The 14521-nt window shown below is 60.1% G+C and carries 13 protein-coding genes and 2 pseudogenes; 4 read left to right on the top strand and 11 right to left on the bottom strand.

Annotated features, from left to right (window positions below; genetic code table 11):
- Positions 1–304: 304 nt before the first annotated feature.
- Positions 305–490 (top strand): annotated as a pseudogene (locus tag PYR71_RS30195) (hypothetical protein); the annotation flags it as partial.
- Positions 491–765: 275 nt separating this feature from the next.
- Here the strand turns inward: PYR71_RS30195 and PYR71_RS30190 are convergent.
- The 10 genes from PYR71_RS30190 to ccoN all read right to left on the bottom strand — a co-directional run bounded on the left by PYR71_RS30190 (position 766) and on the right by ccoN (position 9697).
- Positions 766–1431, bottom strand: a complete 666-nt coding sequence (locus PYR71_RS30190) for a Crp/Fnr family transcriptional regulator (RefSeq protein WP_011053469.1) — start codon at positions 1429–1431, stop codon at positions 766–768.
- 31 nt (positions 1432–1462) lie between these two features.
- Positions 1463–1621 carry a cbb3-type cytochrome oxidase assembly protein CcoS gene (ccoS, locus tag PYR71_RS30185; RefSeq protein WP_011053470.1) on the bottom strand — a complete coding sequence of 53 codons (159 nt, stop codon included), beginning with the start codon at positions 1619–1621 and terminating at the stop codon, positions 1463–1465.
- Positions 1618–3888 (bottom strand): cation-translocating P-type ATPase, encoded by a 2271-nt coding sequence (locus tag PYR71_RS30180; protein ID WP_011053471.1) that lies wholly within the window; start codon positions 3886–3888, stop codon positions 1618–1620. Before PYR71_RS30180 ends, ccoS begins: the two co-directional genes overlap by 4 nt.
- Complete coding sequence (locus PYR71_RS30175; RefSeq protein ID WP_011053472.1) at positions 3885–4370, bottom strand: FixH family protein; 486 nt, start codon at positions 4368–4370, stop codon at positions 3885–3887. Before PYR71_RS30175 ends, PYR71_RS30180 begins: the two co-directional genes overlap by 4 nt.
- Positions 4367–5941 (bottom strand): cytochrome c oxidase accessory protein CcoG, encoded by a 1575-nt coding sequence (gene ccoG, locus PYR71_RS30170; RefSeq protein WP_011053473.1) that lies wholly within the window; start codon positions 5939–5941, stop codon positions 4367–4369. The genes PYR71_RS30175 and ccoG overlap by 4 nt, the downstream gene beginning before the upstream one ends.
- 167 nt (positions 5942–6108) lie before the next feature.
- Positions 6109–6294, bottom strand: a complete 186-nt coding sequence (locus tag PYR71_RS30165) for a hypothetical protein (RefSeq protein WP_004674416.1) — start codon at positions 6292–6294, stop codon at positions 6109–6111.
- Between the two features lie 11 nt (positions 6295–6305).
- Positions 6306–7169, bottom strand: coding sequence for a cytochrome-c oxidase, cbb3-type subunit III (ccoP, locus tag PYR71_RS30160; protein WP_004674413.1), 864 nt, complete (start codon positions 7167–7169; stop codon positions 6306–6308).
- Between the two features lies 1 nt (position 7170).
- On the bottom strand, positions 7171–7323 hold the full coding sequence (locus PYR71_RS30155) for a cbb3-type cytochrome c oxidase subunit 3 (RefSeq protein WP_004674411.1): 153 nt from the start codon (positions 7321–7323) through the stop codon (positions 7171–7173).
- Between the two features lie 8 nt (positions 7324–7331).
- Positions 7332–8066 (bottom strand): cytochrome-c oxidase, cbb3-type subunit II, encoded by a 735-nt coding sequence (gene ccoO, locus PYR71_RS30150; RefSeq protein WP_004674404.1) that lies wholly within the window; start codon positions 8064–8066, stop codon positions 7332–7334.
- 8 nt (positions 8067–8074) lie between these two features.
- On the bottom strand, positions 8075–9697 hold the full coding sequence (gene ccoN / locus PYR71_RS30145; RefSeq protein ID WP_004674403.1) for a cytochrome-c oxidase, cbb3-type subunit I: 1623 nt from the start codon (positions 9695–9697) through the stop codon (positions 8075–8077).
- A 241-nt stretch (positions 9698–9938) separates the two neighbouring features.
- On the opposite strand from ccoN, the pseudogene PYR71_RS30140 reads away from it, so the two are divergent.
- Positions 9939–10656: pseudogene (locus tag PYR71_RS30140) on the top strand (cyclic nucleotide-binding domain-containing protein); the annotation flags it as partial.
- A gap of 306 nt (positions 10657–10962) precedes the next feature.
- Entirely contained in the window at positions 10963–11406 is a 444-nt protein-coding gene (locus PYR71_RS30135) for a pseudoazurin (protein ID WP_004674399.1), read from the top strand.
- Positions 11407–12371: 965 nt separating this feature from the next.
- Here the strand turns inward: PYR71_RS30135 and hemN are convergent.
- Positions 12372–13724, bottom strand: coding sequence for an oxygen-independent coproporphyrinogen III oxidase (gene hemN / locus PYR71_RS30130; protein ID WP_016737481.1), 1353 nt, complete (start codon positions 13722–13724; stop codon positions 12372–12374).
- Between the two features lie 463 nt (positions 13725–14187).
- Between hemN and PYR71_RS30125 the strand changes: the two genes are divergently transcribed.
- Entirely contained in the window at positions 14188–14433 is a 246-nt protein-coding gene (locus PYR71_RS30125) for an NAD(P) transhydrogenase subunit alpha (RefSeq protein WP_309506698.1), read from the top strand.
- Positions 14434–14521 lie beyond the last annotated feature (88 nt).

The following is a 14521-nucleotide window of genomic DNA, read 5'->3' as shown; positions in this document are numbered from 1 at the left end:
ACCCCATGGCAGCCTAAAATATAATACACCAATCAGCAGACTCGGCCTGACCGAGGACAACCTGTTGAGGCTCCACATCTAGGTCCTTAGCGCGCATCGTCCTTGCAACTCGCAACTCACTCAGCCTCGACGCATTCGCAGGCGTGATAACGCCGGCTGCGAAAGACAGAAGATGCACTGTTGTAGTCTCCGGCTCCCGCCGCTGCTTGCATGACGGCTTGCGCCAGTCGTTGACAAAACTCAATTGGCCAGCCAGCATTTCCGTTGCCCGGCCATTTGTAATGACTAAGTCTGAGGTGGTGCCATGCCTCGCATGATCAGGTTCATACTCACGCGTTTGGCGACGGGGTTCGCAATTGGATCCGCCGTGGGCTTCTTCGTTTGGCAAAATGGATTTGCCGCGGCAGGCACGCTTGAGAATTATCTCGCGAAGGGCCTGTTCATCTACCTCTTCGCAAGCACCATCAGCATGGGTTATCTCGCGACGGCCCCTCGAAGAATAGCGCCGGACGCTCTCCGTCGCATGTTGGTGCTCGTTGCGCCCGTTCGTCTGCACTTCCCTATTAAGCCCGCCAGTCCGACGGTATCCGCATGTGTCGTCAGCGCCACCGTTGATGCGGACAAGGCCTGAAGCAAGCGATGAAGACAGTCGAGATCACAAAAACAATCCGTCCTGGTGCTTTTTTGCGCCTGGCCATAACGGAGCAAGCGATCGCCATATTGACGGTTGTCGAATTCCGGCGCGGTTATCGCCCTGCCCCGAGGTCAGCACGCCTTCCGCAGCAGATCGACGCTGTCAACCACGACGACCCTGCCTCTGACTTCGACCCCTGCAGGACCGAGGGCAGCGAAAGCCCGCGAAAGGGCTTCGGGCGCAACCCCGAGTTTGCCGGCCAGAATTCTTTTCCGGTAAGGCAGGCGAAAGGTGGCCTGCGATGCTGAGGCCGGGCAGCGGCTGACGAGGTAATTCGCAACACGCTGTGCAGCCGTGTGCAGCCGGTCTCCCGCTATGCAATCCATGGCACCGAGCAGATGCCGGGCCATGATGCGCATGACGTTGCGACGCATGACGGGGTCCCGGTCGGCAAGCGCCCGCAACTCCACAAGGTCGAACAACGCGACCTCTGCGCCGTCGGCGGACCATGCGCTGTAGGTGTAGGAGCCGCCTGCCGACAGGAGATATTCACCGAACGTCTCACCCGGTTCGCAGATGCAGATATCTGCCTGGCGCCCCGCGGATTCCGACTTCGAAAGTCGCACGAAGCCGCGCATCACGCAATAGACGAACGACGCCTGCTGGCCCTCGGCGATGATCCGCTCGTCCGGTGCGAAGATCTGGAACTGAGCCGTGTCGGCCAGTTCTTCTATCCTTGCTTTGTCCAGGCCGTGAAACAGGTCAGATCGCAAAAGTATGGGATGTCTCGATAGCATCGATCTTCCTTTCGTTTCGGCCGTGAGCGGTTCAAGGTCTTTTGCAATCGGTTTCGTCCTCGACGAGGATTCGCCAAGCTGCTCCTTCAAGGTCCTCGTACTGGCGGCTCGTCAGCGACCAGAGGAACGCCAGGAGACCCATTCCCCCCATCAGCAGTGCGATCGGCATCAGATAGATCAGCATGTTCATGCGGTTTCAACTTCCGCACGTCCGCCGGCAAGCGGCTCGCTCCGTAGGCCGAAGGCATTTAATCGCAGCGCATTCGTCACGACGATGATCGACGAAGTCGACATGGCCACCGCCGCTATCAGCGGCGTTGCCAGGCCGGCGATTGCGATCGGTACCGCAAGCACGTTGTAACCGATGGCGAGAGCAAAGTTCTGGCGAATGAGGCTGGCGGATCTTCGTGCAACGGCGATTGCCTCAGGAACGGCATCGAGACGATCGTTGAAGAAGATAAGGTCGGCGGCTTGCCTGCCGACGTCGGATGCGGTTGCAGGCGCCATCGAGACCTGCGCGGCGGCCAGCGCCGGTGCGTCGTTGATCCCGTCGCCGACCATGAGCACGCGATAGCCCTCGGCGCCCAGCCTCTGGAGTTCCTCGACCTTCTGTTTCGGCCCCAGGTCGCCCAGAGCTTTGCCGATACCGAGAGCCCGCGCTGTGTTGTCGACGACGGCCTGCCTGTCGCCGGATACTATCAACGTTTCGATACCGGCTGCAGCGAGCTGGCGGAAAGTCTCCGCGGCGCCCGGACGAAGCGTGTCGTCAAACAGGAAACGGGCGAGATCGACGCCGTTTTTCGACAGGACCACCTCCGAAAACGGAGTATCGCCCGCGGGCGTGAGCCCGGTTCCGCAGGCAAAGGCCCGGTTGCCGAGCCGATAGAAGTCCGCTCCTTGCCAGGCTTCCAGCCCCCCGCCGGCGATTTCCGTGACCCTGTCGAAGGCGAAGGGGTAAGAGATGTCTATGTCCCGCACCAGACCCTGGGAAAGCGGATGCCGTGAATGCGCCGCCATTGCGCAAACGATGGCTCTATTGCCCGCGATCGAGTCGATTCGGACGAGGCGGGGCCGGCCCATCGTCAGGGTGCCGGTCTTGTCGAAGGCCACGATGTCCGCGTCGGCCAGTCTTTCGAGCGCCGAACCGTCCTTCACCACGATGCCCCTGCGGAAAAGTTCGCCGGCGGCGACCACCTGGACCACCGGTACAGCAAGGCCCAATGCGCAGGGGCATGTGATGATCAGCACCGCGACCGCGACCAGCATGGCCTGTTTCCAATCGCCCCCAAGCAAGCCCCAGGCGAGAAAGGAGGCCAGCGCCAACAGGTGCACGGCGGGAGAATAAAGTGCTGCGGCGCGATCGGCGACCCGGCGATAACGAGCCCTGCCGCCCTCGGCCGCTTCCATCAGGCCGATGATCTCGGAAAGAAGCGAATCCCTTGCCACTTTGGTCGCCCGCAGGACGAGCGAACCGGTCAGGTTCATCGCACCCGAATTCAGCGCGCTGCCTGCGGCGACGGCGACCGTGCTGCTTTCACCGGTGACGATGGAGAGGTCAACATCGCTCTCGCCGCTGACGATCATGCCATCGACGGGAATGCGTTGGCCGGCGGCAATCGCGATGTTATCCCCGACGGCGATCTCTTCGACCGGGATGTAGTGCCGCGACCCGTCCGGCATCATCAGCTGCGCCCCGCGCGGCGCCAGTCTGGCAAGCCCGTTGATCGCGGCGCGGGCTTTTTCCCGCATCACATGATCGAGGGTTCTGCCGATCAGCAGGAAGAACAGCAGAGACACCGACGCGTCGAACCAGGCATGTTCGCCATGGTGCATGGTTTCCCATAGGGAGACCGCATAGGACAGCGTCACTGCAAGCGAGATCGGAACATCCATGTTGGTGCGCCTACGCTTGAGCCCGCTCCAGGCCGATTTGAAGAAGAAGCGTCCACCATAAACCAGCGCCGGCGCCGCGATCATCGCCGAGATCCAGTGAAACATGTCGCGCGTGGCCGCATCGGCGCCCGACCATACCGACACCGAGAGCATCATGATGTTGGCGGCCGCAAAGCCGGAAACTCCAATCGCCAGCAGTAGCTGGTTCCGGATCCTGTCGGTTTCGGGTGCTGTCGACGTGATGAGATGGGCGCGGTATCCGGCCAAGGTGATCGCGGCGAGGATTTCGGAGGGATCGGTCGCCTTCGCCTCGATCTCTTCCTGATAGACGCAGGTGACACGCCTGGCGGTGAGATTGACCCGGGCTTTCCTGACGAACGCAAGCGCCGACAGCGCTTTTTCGAGGGTCAATATGCAGTCGCCACAGTGGACGTCGGGCACGCTGAGGTCGACCTGGCGTAACCCAGCCCCGAGCGGGTGGCTTGCAAGGCATACCTCCTCGGCGCTGGCGGATGTCGCGCTGAGGCCGAGAACGCTTTCCGCATCCATCGAGCAGCAGGTCATTGGCGGAACTCCGCGGTGTCGAAGCGTTTGGCCTCATGCATGACGACCGCCCCGTTCATTCTCGATATGGCCTCGACGATCCAGTCGCCGGCGACAACCTGGTGATCGGCTTCGAACCGCCCTTCGCCCGTCTTCCGGAGCGTCACGCGGAAATCCTCATGATCGCCGACGGGCCGTTTGAAGTTCAGCGTGACATCATCGATGATCGCAGGCGTGCCGGCCTGGTCGTGGATGTCGTAACGGATTTGGCTGCCCTTAACGACGAGCGCGCCCTCGACGCCGGAGGCGGCCATTGCCTTCATCGCTGCCGCCCTGGTGTTGAATTCCTGGCTGGCCACATAGGTGTTTTCCACGACGATGCCACTCCAGCTGGACGCAGCATAGAAGGCCATGGTGGCGTTTACGGCGATCACTACGGCGAAGAATGCCGAGGTGGCAAGCAGCACGTGCAAGCCGGTAAAGCCCTGAGTAGAAGTCTTCATTTCACGTCTCCCGGCGCGTTGAACGCCGCGCGATAGCTCGCCCGGTCGGCTTGACCTGCGTCTTGACCTATATCTTCGATGACGAAGAGGAATTCGTTGATCTCTGCCCCGTCTGGGGCGCGCGTGACGAAGACCTTGAGCGTCGTGGCCGCGTCGGGTTCGACGTGAGCGGTGAAGCTGCGGGCATCCTGCCCGCCGAACTCGGGAATGCGCATTGTGCCCCCCTCCAGCCCGACGAGGGTGATGGTCACGTCCCGCGGCTTCGGCACCATGTTGAGGACATGCAGCGTGTAGCCGTTTCGGATGGAGCCGTCGCTTTCCAGAACATATTGAGGGTTCCGGTCGTGGATAACGTTGAGCCTGAGCCGATCGCGTAAGGCGAGATGGACGACCATGGCGACGCCGATCGATGCCCAGACGACACCGTAGAAGACAATTCTTCGGCGGAAGATGATGCGCCAGTCGAAATTCCGGACAGCTGGCATGAAGCTTCCGTCGTCGTTTCGGACATTGGAGGGCTGGATGGCTGTCCGTCCTCCGTCAGTAGCAAGCGACATGTTGCTCGAATATTCCTTGAGCGTCGCATAGGCGATCAGGCCGTGTGGCTTCCCGAGCTTGTCCATGACGCCGCCACAGGCGTCGATGCAGAGGGCGCATGTGATGCATTCCATCTGCTGGCCGTCGCGGATGTCGATCCCCATCGGGCAGACGGCGACGCAGGCATTGCAGTCCACGCAATCGCCCACCGGCAGACCCTGAGCCTTCTTGCCATGGCGCGACCGCTGCTCGCCCCGCCAGTCGTTGTAGGTGACAACAAGCGAATTCTCATCCAGCATCGCGCCCTGAATGCGCGGCCACGGACACATATAGGTGCATGTCTGTTCGCGCATGAGGCCGCCAAGCACATAGGTCGTCGCGGTCAGGGTGGCGATCGTGGCATACGCAGCGGCAGGAGCGCTGCCGTCAAACAGTGAAGCCGCCAGGCTCGGCGCGTCGGCAAAATAGAAGATCCATGCTCCGCCCGTGGCGATGGCGATCAGCAGCCAGATCGCGTGCTTGATCACCCGCTTCCTGAGCTTGTCGAAAGTGAAGGGGTCGGCATCGAGCTTCATCCGAGCGTTTCGGTCGCCTTCGACAGCGCGTTCGACGACGAGAAAGAGATCGACCCAGACGGTCTGCGGACAGGCATAGCCACACCAGGCGCGGCCGACAGCGGCGGTGAGGAGAAAGAGGCCGAAGCCCGCCATGACGAGCAGGCCCGCCACATAGTAGAATTCCTGCGGCCAGATCTCGATGAAGAAAAAGAAGAAGCGCCGCGAGGCGAGGTCGACGAGGATTGCCTGATTGGGCGCATAGGGACCGCGGTCCCAGCGAATCCACGGCGCGAGGTAATAGGTGCCAAGCGTGAGCAGCATCAAGACCCATTTGAACCGGCGAAAGGGCCCTTCGGCTCGTTTCGGAAAGATCTTCTTGCGCGGCGCATAGAGAGGCTGGCGGTTGCGCCGGGCGTTGACGGGTTCGACGCGAACGTGGTCAATGTCATTTAGATTAGGGCGGGTATAGAGATTCATAGGACCTGTCCGATTTTCACCACTCTTTTCCCAGCCGTGGCGGATCCGTTCCTTGATGCAGATCAAGAACGACCGTGCAGAAGCGAAAAGGCCACGCCCCAGAGTAAGGGCGTGGCCGGAGGACAGCGGCGGAGAAACCGCTGGGACGTCCTCCACAGGAGCTGAAACTATCGGCTCGTCTGCTTGTGGTCTTTGAGGCAGATCAAACTCACCATCGAATTGCCGATTTTTGCAGGGTCGTCCTGCTCCGAAGACGCAGGCATCTGTTGGGCGCGGGCTGAGACACGCGATCGGATAACAGCACGCGGCGCGCCGTAGAGAGGGAGGATCGGATTGCGGTCGTGGGCTGTCATGTCTCTTCTCCTTACGTGCCGCCGCCGAGCGCATGAACGAAAATAGTAAGCTCGTTTACCGTTGTGTCCCCCAGGCGCGCTGCCCAGGCAGGCATTACGCCATGTTTGGGAGAGGCAACCTGACGAAGGATGGCGTCTTCACCCCGCGACTTCAGCCAGATTGCGTCGGCGAGATCCGGCGCACCCATTTCCACCTTTCCTTTGGCGTCCTCGCCGTGACATGGGGCGCAATTGTCGAAGAAAACCTGTTTTCCGGCCGCCGCCAGACCGACATCCGAGGGCGTATTGGTCAGCCCCCAGACAAAGGCGGCGACCTGCTTCATCTGGATGGGCTCCAGAACACCGGCAAAGGGCGGCATTTCGGAGGAATGGCTATCCGTATCGCCGTCGAAGCGGATGCCATGAGAGATCGTGGCCTGGATGGCATTCAGATCCCCGCCCCACAGCCAGTCGTCGTCGTTGAGATTCGGAAACCCCGGACCGCCGCTCGCTCCCGATCCATGGCAGGGCGCGCAGTTCACCTTGAAAGCGGATGCGCCGCCAGCGATCGCGAATTTACGAAGAGCAGGATCCGCGTCGATCTCCTCCACTGTCTTGGCAGCGATCAGGTCATGGAACTCCGTCTGCGATGACTTAGCGAGATTGAGGTCCTGCTGCAGCTCGGCGCGCGTTGAATAACCGAGATAGCCGTTAGTGGCGGAAGTGATCATCGGGATGGCCGGGTAAGCGATGGCGTAGCCGATCGCCCAGAGGATCGTCACGTAGAAGGTCCAGATCCACCAGCGCGGCATGGGATTGTTGAGCTCTTGGATGCCGTCCCATTCATGACCCGTCGTTTCGACGCCGCTCAGTTCATCGATATGCTTTTGCGACATCTCAATCGTCCTTCAAGGGAATATCGGCGGCATCTTTGGCCGTCTGCTTGCTACCTGGGCGAAGGGTGAGCATGACCGCGCCGACGAAGAATGCGGCCATTGCCAGGAGGCCCCAGCTGTCGGAGAAGTGTCTCATTGCAGTGTAAGTTTCCATGGATCACCTCACCGGTAGCCGGTCGCGTCGTCATAGGTCGAGAAATTAACCAGCGTTCCGAGCATCTGCAGGTAGGACACCAGCGCGTCCATCTCGGTCAGCCGGGTTGGATCGCCGTCGAGATCGCCGACATTCGCATTTGGGTAGCGCTTGAGTAGAGCCGCCGTGTCCGCGTTCGGATCGGCCTGGGCTCTCATGTCGGCCTCGGCATTCGCCAGCATGTCGTCGCTGTAAGGCACGCCCACGTCCTCATTGGCCTTGAGGTCCTCTCCGATACTCCTGACCGTCACCTCCTTCTCTTCGAGGAAGGCGTAGCTCGGCATGATTGATTCCGGCACCACGGCCCGCGGATTTGCGAGATGCTGGACGTGCCATTCGTTCGAGTAACGCCCCCCGACGCGGGCCAGATCGGGCCCTGTCCGCTTGGATCCCCATTGGAACGGGTGGTCGTACATCGATTCCGCGGCGAGCGAATAATGGCCGTAACGTTCGACCTCATCACGGAACGGCCGGATCATCTGGCTGTGGCAGAGATAGCAGCCTTCACGGATGTAGATGTTCCGTCCGGCGAGCTCTAGCGGCGTGTAGGGCCGCATGCCTTCCACTTTTTCGATCGTGTTCTGCAGGTAGAACAGCGGTGCGATTTCAACGATGCCGCCAATGCTGACGACCAGCAGCGAGCCGACCAGAAGAAGCGTCGCGTTCTTCTCGAGGGTCTTATGTTTATCAAGTAACGATGCCATGTCTCACCTCACTCGGCAGGCTGTGCCTGGGGCACCAAACTGGTCGGGATTGGCGCTTCGTCGCGCAGGTGGCCGCGGATCGTCATGAACACGTTCCAGGCCATGACGAGGCCACCCGCTAGGTAGAGTGCTCCGCCGACGGCACGCAGCACGTAATAGGGGATCATCGCCGCGACCGTTTCAGCGAAGGAATAGACGAGGAAGCCCTGGGAATTGTATTCTCGCCACATCAGCCCCTGCTGGATGCCCGCGACCCAGAGCACCGCGGCGTAGATCACGATCCCGAGCGTCGCGAGCCAGAAGTGCCAGTTGACCATCCGCAGGCTGTAGAGGCGCTCGCGCCCCCACAGTTTCGGCGTCAGGTAGTATATCGCCCCGAAGGTGATCATACCCACCCAGCCAAGTGCTCCGGAATGCACGTGACCGATCGTCCATTCGGTATAGTGGCTGAGCGAATTGACCGCCTTTATCGACATCATCGGGCCTTCGAAGGTCGACATCCCATAAAATGCGATGGCGACGATCATCATCCGGATGATCGGGTCGGTGCGAATTTTGTCCCAGGCGCCCGAAAGGGTCATCAAACCGTTGATCATGCCGCCCCAGGAGGGCATCCAGAGCATGACGGAGAAGACCATTCCGAGCGTCTGCGCCCAGTCAGGCAGCGCCGTGTAATGCAGATGATGCGGGCCGGCCCAGATATACATGAAGATCAGGGCCCAGAAGTGGATGATCGACAGCCGGTAGGAATAAACCGGCCGGTTGGCCTGCTTCGGCACAAAATAGTACATCATCCCCAGGAAGCCGGCGGTGAGGAAGAAGCCGACGGCGTTGTGGCCGTACCACCATTGGGTGAGTGCATCCTGGACGCCGGAGAAGAGAGAATAGCTCTTGGAGCCGAGGAACGACGCCGGAACAGCGAGGTTGTTGACCACATGCAGCATCGCAATGGTGACTATGAAGCTGAGATAGAACCAGTTTGCCACGTAGATATGCGGCTCTTTGCGCTTCAGGATCGTTCCGAGATAGACGGCCAGATAGGCGACCCAGACGATGGTAAGCCACAGGTCGACGTACCATTCGGGCTCGGCATATTCGCGCGACTGATTGATGCCGATCACGTAGCCGGTCGCAGCCATCACGATGAACAGCTGGTAGCCCCAGAAGACGAACCAGGCGAGTGTTCCTCCGAAGAGACGCGCGCGACAGGTGCGTTGCACCACATAGAAGGATGTCATGATCAGCGCGTTGCCGCCGAAGGCGAAGATCACCGCCGATGTGTGAACCGGCCGCAATCTTCCGAAATTCCAATAGGGCGCGATGTTGAGGTCGGGAAAGGCGAGCTGCAGCGCGATGATCACGCCGACGAGGAAGCCGACGACGCCCCAGAACACCGTAGCGATCAGGCCGTAGCGGATTACCTCGTCGCAATAGCCCGTAAGCTCTGTTTTGCGCTGTTGGCCCGTCGGCGAAAACTCTGCGTTTCTGACAAGCAGCAGCGTTCCCGCAACCAGGCAGAGGCAAAGTATACCCATATGGACTGCAAACAGATGATCGTGCGCGAATGCGGCCGCGAGCAGCGCCAGAAACGCTGCGACCGCGATCACCATCGTTTCTGTCGTGTAATTCATGATGTCGTCTCCAGTGCGCAGACGACCGCCTCGCGGCCGGCTTTCTCGGATTTCGAGGCAGGACTGTCACGAAGACGGGAACGGCTCCTTGATCTACATCAACAAGCGGACTGGAAGCGGTGGACGAACCGACGTTGTTACACTCTGTTGCAAACTTCCCCCTTTGGCACCGCCCGCTTACTCCCGTGTGACGCAGCTGCTTTCTACCGCACCCACTGCCACAAGGGGCGATGAAGATGCTGTGCAGAACAACCACGCGTTCGACAATGGCGCGAAGGGGCGCGAAGCCATACATGCCGGCCAATCCCTCTCTTCGCTGTTCGTAGGCTCGGCGGCCGAGGCCGTCGCAGCCGGTAAGGCGATTTGGTGGGAGGGTGATAAGCAACCATCTTGTCCAGGTGGAAGAAGGTGTCGTGCGCCTGCTTCGTATCATCGGCGAAAGATCGTCGGGTGATAATCGCTCTTCAATTCGCCGGCGATCTCAACGGCGCGTCGCTGCAAAACGATTTCCTATTTACGGCTGAGGCCGTCACGAAATGCAAGATCCGCCGGATATCGCACATGAGTTTCCACGGGGAAGTCGCTCGGTCTAATGCGCTCGCTCGACCTAGCTCTCGTTGCTCTGGCAGGAGGCGGCCGCTTCGCATGAACAGATGGTGCTGTTGCCGAAGAAGAACGCCGAGGAGCGCCCCTGCAGCTTCATCGTGAAGCTTGCATTCCGGCGCAACCCGCGTCCGCCAAGGTCCGTTGCGCGTTTCCATGAATCGTCAAGACATTGCGGATCATCTCGGCCTGACCATTGAGACCCTGGCCCACACCGTTACGAAACTTGCGTCGCGCAACATCGTTATTCCCGAGGGCAGGCACGACCTGCGGAACGTCAATCTTGCCCGCTGGTACGGTTATCGGGCGACACTGATGATTTTCCCGAGGATTTCTGTCAGAGGGTAAACCTCAACACACGCGACAAGCCGCGGGATCGACATTCATGCCCTCCGCGAACTTCTCGACGCGATATGAGCTCAGTCACGGCAATCCTAAGCTGTTCAGCAGCGCCGACGTTCGCCGAGCGTGCTTGTCCTTCGGTGATTCCTACATCGCTTGCAGGCTGCCATGTCCCTCGCAAGGGCGCTGGGCAAGCAGGCAAAAATTGGGACCTTCTGCCTTTTTTCCCCGAATTTGACGGGCGTCAAAGAGCCCAATTCCGGCATCTGCTAAGACACATTCATGAGGCTGATTGGGTCTCGCAGAAAAGGAGCTTGCAAATGCGGTTAAAATTCGGTCTGATCGCTGCAGCGGCAGCCTTGATTGTTTCGGCAGCGCCGTTGATGGCGGCCGACCACCAGGTTCGGATGCTCAACAAAGGCACGGAAGGCGCGATGGTGTTCGAGCCTGGCTTCCTGAAGATCGCCCCCGGCGACACCGTCACCTTCATCCCCACCGACAAGGGCCACAACGTCGAAACCTTCAAAGGCCTCATTCCGGATGGCGTTGCCGACTTCAAGTCAAAGCCGAATGAGCTATATCGCGCGAAATTCGATGTTCCAGGCGTCTATGTCCTGAAATGCACCCCACATTCCGGCATGGGCATGGTTGCCCTGATCCAGGTGGGTGACAGTCCGCCCAATCTCGAAGCGATCAAGACTGCAAAGGTGCCGAACATGGTGCGCAAGCGGCTCGATGCCGACCTCACAAACATCACCCAGTGAGACACAGCAGGTGCGGATGACCGCGCAGCCCATGACGATGGCTTTCGTGGCAGCTGTTTGCCTCGCCAGGAGCAGCTGATGCTCAGTGAGCATCGAGCAGAGCCAGGCGCTGTCAGGCAAGACGTCCAAGGCAGTGGTCGGACACGGTTGTCGGCAAAGCCGATGCCGAAACCTGGTGGGACCGTCGAGAAAGTGAATGTGGCCTGTGAAAAGAGCTATGATCTGCACGGCAGACCTGTGAAGGAACGCGTGGGCAAGATCACTAGCCCGGCGGCAATCTCGCTGACGACGAATATAACGAGGTCGTTTTTTTGCGCGGCAGTCGCGAAGGAGATGCCAGCCAAAACCCGGGGTCTCGTTCTGGTTACCCAAGAATTGCACGGAAGGCGCCGTCGAACGTTTGATCGAAATCCCCGCGGCAGGCAAGTCCTACAACTAGGAGACCCCTGCCTCGTCCTTCGACGTGCTCGAACAACCGCGTTCGTGAGAGGGCGAGAGCCGTCGATCATGTGGCGCTCGGTAGCTCACCTCGCGAAAAGGCTCCTTCAGGCGCCTGCGCGGCCGCCATAATCGCGATGGGCACAACTCTGCGGACCGGCGCTTGCCCACGCCACCTTAAAGGTTCGACGTCAGTCGCCAACGATACCCTGGGCCAGGGCCTGCCGAGATCGAGCTGTATTTGAATGAGCCGAAAAGCTCGACGATAACGACCTCGACGTCCAGGCGGTGATACGGGCGCCCATCTACTTGTGACAGGGCGGCCCGATGACCGTATTTGTGAGTGCGCCCGCCCTGCTTCACACGAACTTGCGACGTCGATCCTCCTCGACGTGCCGTTGTCGACGGGACTCCTGGGAAGATAACTGCAGGGTCCTCGATCGAGAAACGGGAACTCGATGTCTTCTCGCGCGGCCTTTGATGCGTTTCGTGTCGCCGGAACCGATGCACACTTCCGGCGACAAGTACTAGGCTGCCTTGCTGTGCGTGTGCCCGTGCGAGCTAAAATAGGCGTCGAATGCCGCCGCGACTGCACGGACCATGAAGCGCGCCTCCTCGCATACGACAATCCGCTCACCGCTGATCGTCACGACGCCGTCGGCCATGAGCTCGCCGAGACGGTCGTTGCGCTCGACAAGGAAGCCGGTGTCGAAACCCGATCCGCTGCTCAACTGGCCGAGATCGGCTTCGAAATCGCACATCAGCCTCTCGATGACCCTCGCCCGAAGCTTGTCCTCCTCGCTGAGAAGATATCCCTTGGCGGTCGGCAGCACCCCGAAGGCAATTCGCTCGGCATAGAGGCCGAGAGGCACGTGGTTCTGCATATAGCCGGCCGGCAGCCGCCCGATCGCAGATGCGCCGAGGCCGATCAGGCTATCGCAATCATCCGTGGTATAGCCCTGGAAGTTTCTCCTCAGCGTTCTGTTGCGCGCGGCGAGCGCCAACTGATCGTTCGGCAGTGCAAAATGATCGAGCCCAATGCGCAGATATCCGGCCTTCTGGAGCTCCTCGGCGATCACTTCCGCCTGCTCGTTCCGCTGTTTTGCGTCCGGCAGCGATGCTTCGTCGATCAGGCGCTGATGTTTCTTAAAAGCGGGTATGTGAGCGTAACCGAAAACGGCGAAACGTTCGGGACGCAGTTCTGCAGCCAGCCGGACCGTCTCGATGCAAGATTGGACAGTCTGTTTCGGAAGGCCATAAATTAGGTCGAAGTTGATGCTGCTGACGCCTGCTGAGCGCAACCCGGCGACCGCCCTTTCCGTCTGCTCAAAGGATTGCAGCCGCTTGATACCGGCCTGCACGATCGGATCGAAGCTCTGGACGCCGAGGCTTGCGCGGTCGACGCCGTTTTCGGCGAGCGCATCGATCATGGGGGCGACCAATGTGCGAGGGTCGATCTCGACTGCGACGCCGGCTTTCGCTTCAAACGTGAAGGCACTCCTGAGCTTTGCCATTAGAGCCGAAAATTCCTGCGGCTTCATGACCGACGGCGTGCCGCCGCCGAAATGCACGTACTTGACGGGCACGTCGTTTCCGGCCGCAAAAGAGACGAGCTCGATCTCTTCCTTCATCACGTCGAGATAGTCGGCGACCGGAGCGTCTTGCCGGGTGATGGTCGTGTGGCAGCCGCAGTACCAGCATATCGAACGGCAGAACGGGACGTGGAGATAAACCGAAACCGGGCCAGCCGCGGCGATATGGGCGAGATTGCCGGCATATTCATCCGGCCCCACGGCTGCAGAAAAAGCCGCCGCCGTCGGGTAACTCGTATAACGCGGAACCCGCGCATCGCCGTATTTGGCGATCAGATCATCAGACATTTTCGCATCCCTTTTCAAAACAGGATGCTTTATGATCTCCGGCCGCGCCGGCTTCCTTGTCCCAAATCAATGATGACGTCTCAGGCCAGAATCAGCCGGATCTTTGTCCGCTGTGAAAGTCAGCACTTTCGAACCCGCCTAACATCTCGTTCTGACATGGGTCGAGCCGCGGTCCCGGCTGTTCGAAGAGACGTGCCACAAGGAAATGAGCAAGAATGACTGATACGCAAAACGGGTGAAACAAATTGGTGTCCGCGTGCTGTCGCCGGTCGAGCCATCCCACGGTTTCGGCTCGCTCCATGCGCTGGCCCCCGGCGATAGTTTGTTGATCGCCAGTGGAACTGGTGCCGGCCTAACGGCGGGAATCTCGAGCGAAGCCTACCGAAACGCGGAAGTCGTGGTCGTTTTCCAATTCCACAGGCCCTCGCCGCGGCCGCCGACGTGATCGTCAAGGTGCGCCTCGATCAATGAGGTCGCCCTGCTGTCGCCTGAAAAGACGCTAATCGCTTTCTTCTATCCCGCAGCCAACAATGAGTTGCTCAAGCGGGCTCTGCATTCGGGCGCGAATATAAGCGCCATAGACATGGTCCCGCGCATCAGCCGTGCACAGAAGATGAATGGGAAAGATCGGGGTTACCGGGCGGTCATCGAAGCGAGTGCGAACTTCAGGTGTTTCTTCACCGGGCAGATCACCGCGCGGTATTTCTAGGGTCTCCTCAGTTTTACGTCGCCTTGAGGTCCGTCAGCACCTTGTCAAAAGCATCCTTGACCGGCTTTGAGATTTCCTCCACCGCCCT

Origin of the sequence: Rhizobium mulingense (assembly GCF_029194105.1) — a bacterium.
Taxonomy (GTDB): Bacteria; Pseudomonadota; Alphaproteobacteria; order Rhizobiales; family Rhizobiaceae; genus Rhizobium; species Rhizobium mulingense.
This window is presented reverse-complemented; position numbering and strand designations above follow the sequence as displayed.

What these genes read in the sequence shown, in the direction of transcription:
- ccoO (WP_004674404.1), bottom strand. Translation starts at nt 8,066, where the DNA reads ATGGCATCGTTACTTGATAAACATAAGACCCTCGAGAAGAACGCGACG.
- hemN (WP_016737481.1), bottom strand. Translation starts at nt 13,724, where the DNA reads ATGTCTGATGATCTGATCGCCAAATACGGCGATGCGCGGGTTCCGCGT.
- ccoP (WP_004674413.1), bottom strand. Translation starts at nt 7,169, where the DNA reads ATGTCGCAAAAGCATATCGATGAACTGAGCGGCGTCGAAACGACGGGT.
- PYR71_RS30165 (WP_004674416.1), bottom strand. Translation starts at nt 6,294, where the DNA reads ATGACAGCCCACGACCGCAATCCGATCCTCCCTCTCTACGGCGCGCCG.
- ccoG (WP_011053473.1), bottom strand. Translation starts at nt 5,941, where the DNA reads ATGAATCTCTATACCCGCCCTAATCTAAATGACATTGACCACGTTCGC.
- PYR71_RS30135 (WP_004674399.1), top strand. Translation starts at nt 10,963, where the DNA reads ATGCGGTTAAAATTCGGTCTGATCGCTGCAGCGGCAGCCTTGATTGTT.
- PYR71_RS30155 (WP_004674411.1), bottom strand. Translation starts at nt 7,323, where the DNA reads ATGGAAACTTACACTGCAATGAGACACTTCTCCGACAGCTGGGGCCTC.
- ccoS (WP_011053470.1), bottom strand. Translation starts at nt 1,621, where the DNA reads ATGAACATGCTGATCTATCTGATGCCGATCGCACTGCTGATGGGGGGA.
- PYR71_RS30190 (WP_011053469.1), bottom strand. Translation starts at nt 1,431, where the DNA reads ATGCTATCGAGACATCCCATACTTTTGCGATCTGACCTGTTTCACGGC.
- PYR71_RS30175 (WP_011053472.1), bottom strand. Translation starts at nt 4,370, where the DNA reads ATGAAGACTTCTACTCAGGGCTTTACCGGCTTGCACGTGCTGCTTGCC.
- PYR71_RS30180 (WP_011053471.1), bottom strand. Translation starts at nt 3,888, where the DNA reads ATGACCTGCTGCTCGATGGATGCGGAAAGCGTTCTCGGCCTCAGCGCG.
- ccoN (WP_004674403.1), bottom strand. Translation starts at nt 9,697, where the DNA reads ATGAATTACACGACAGAAACGATGGTGATCGCGGTCGCAGCGTTTCTG.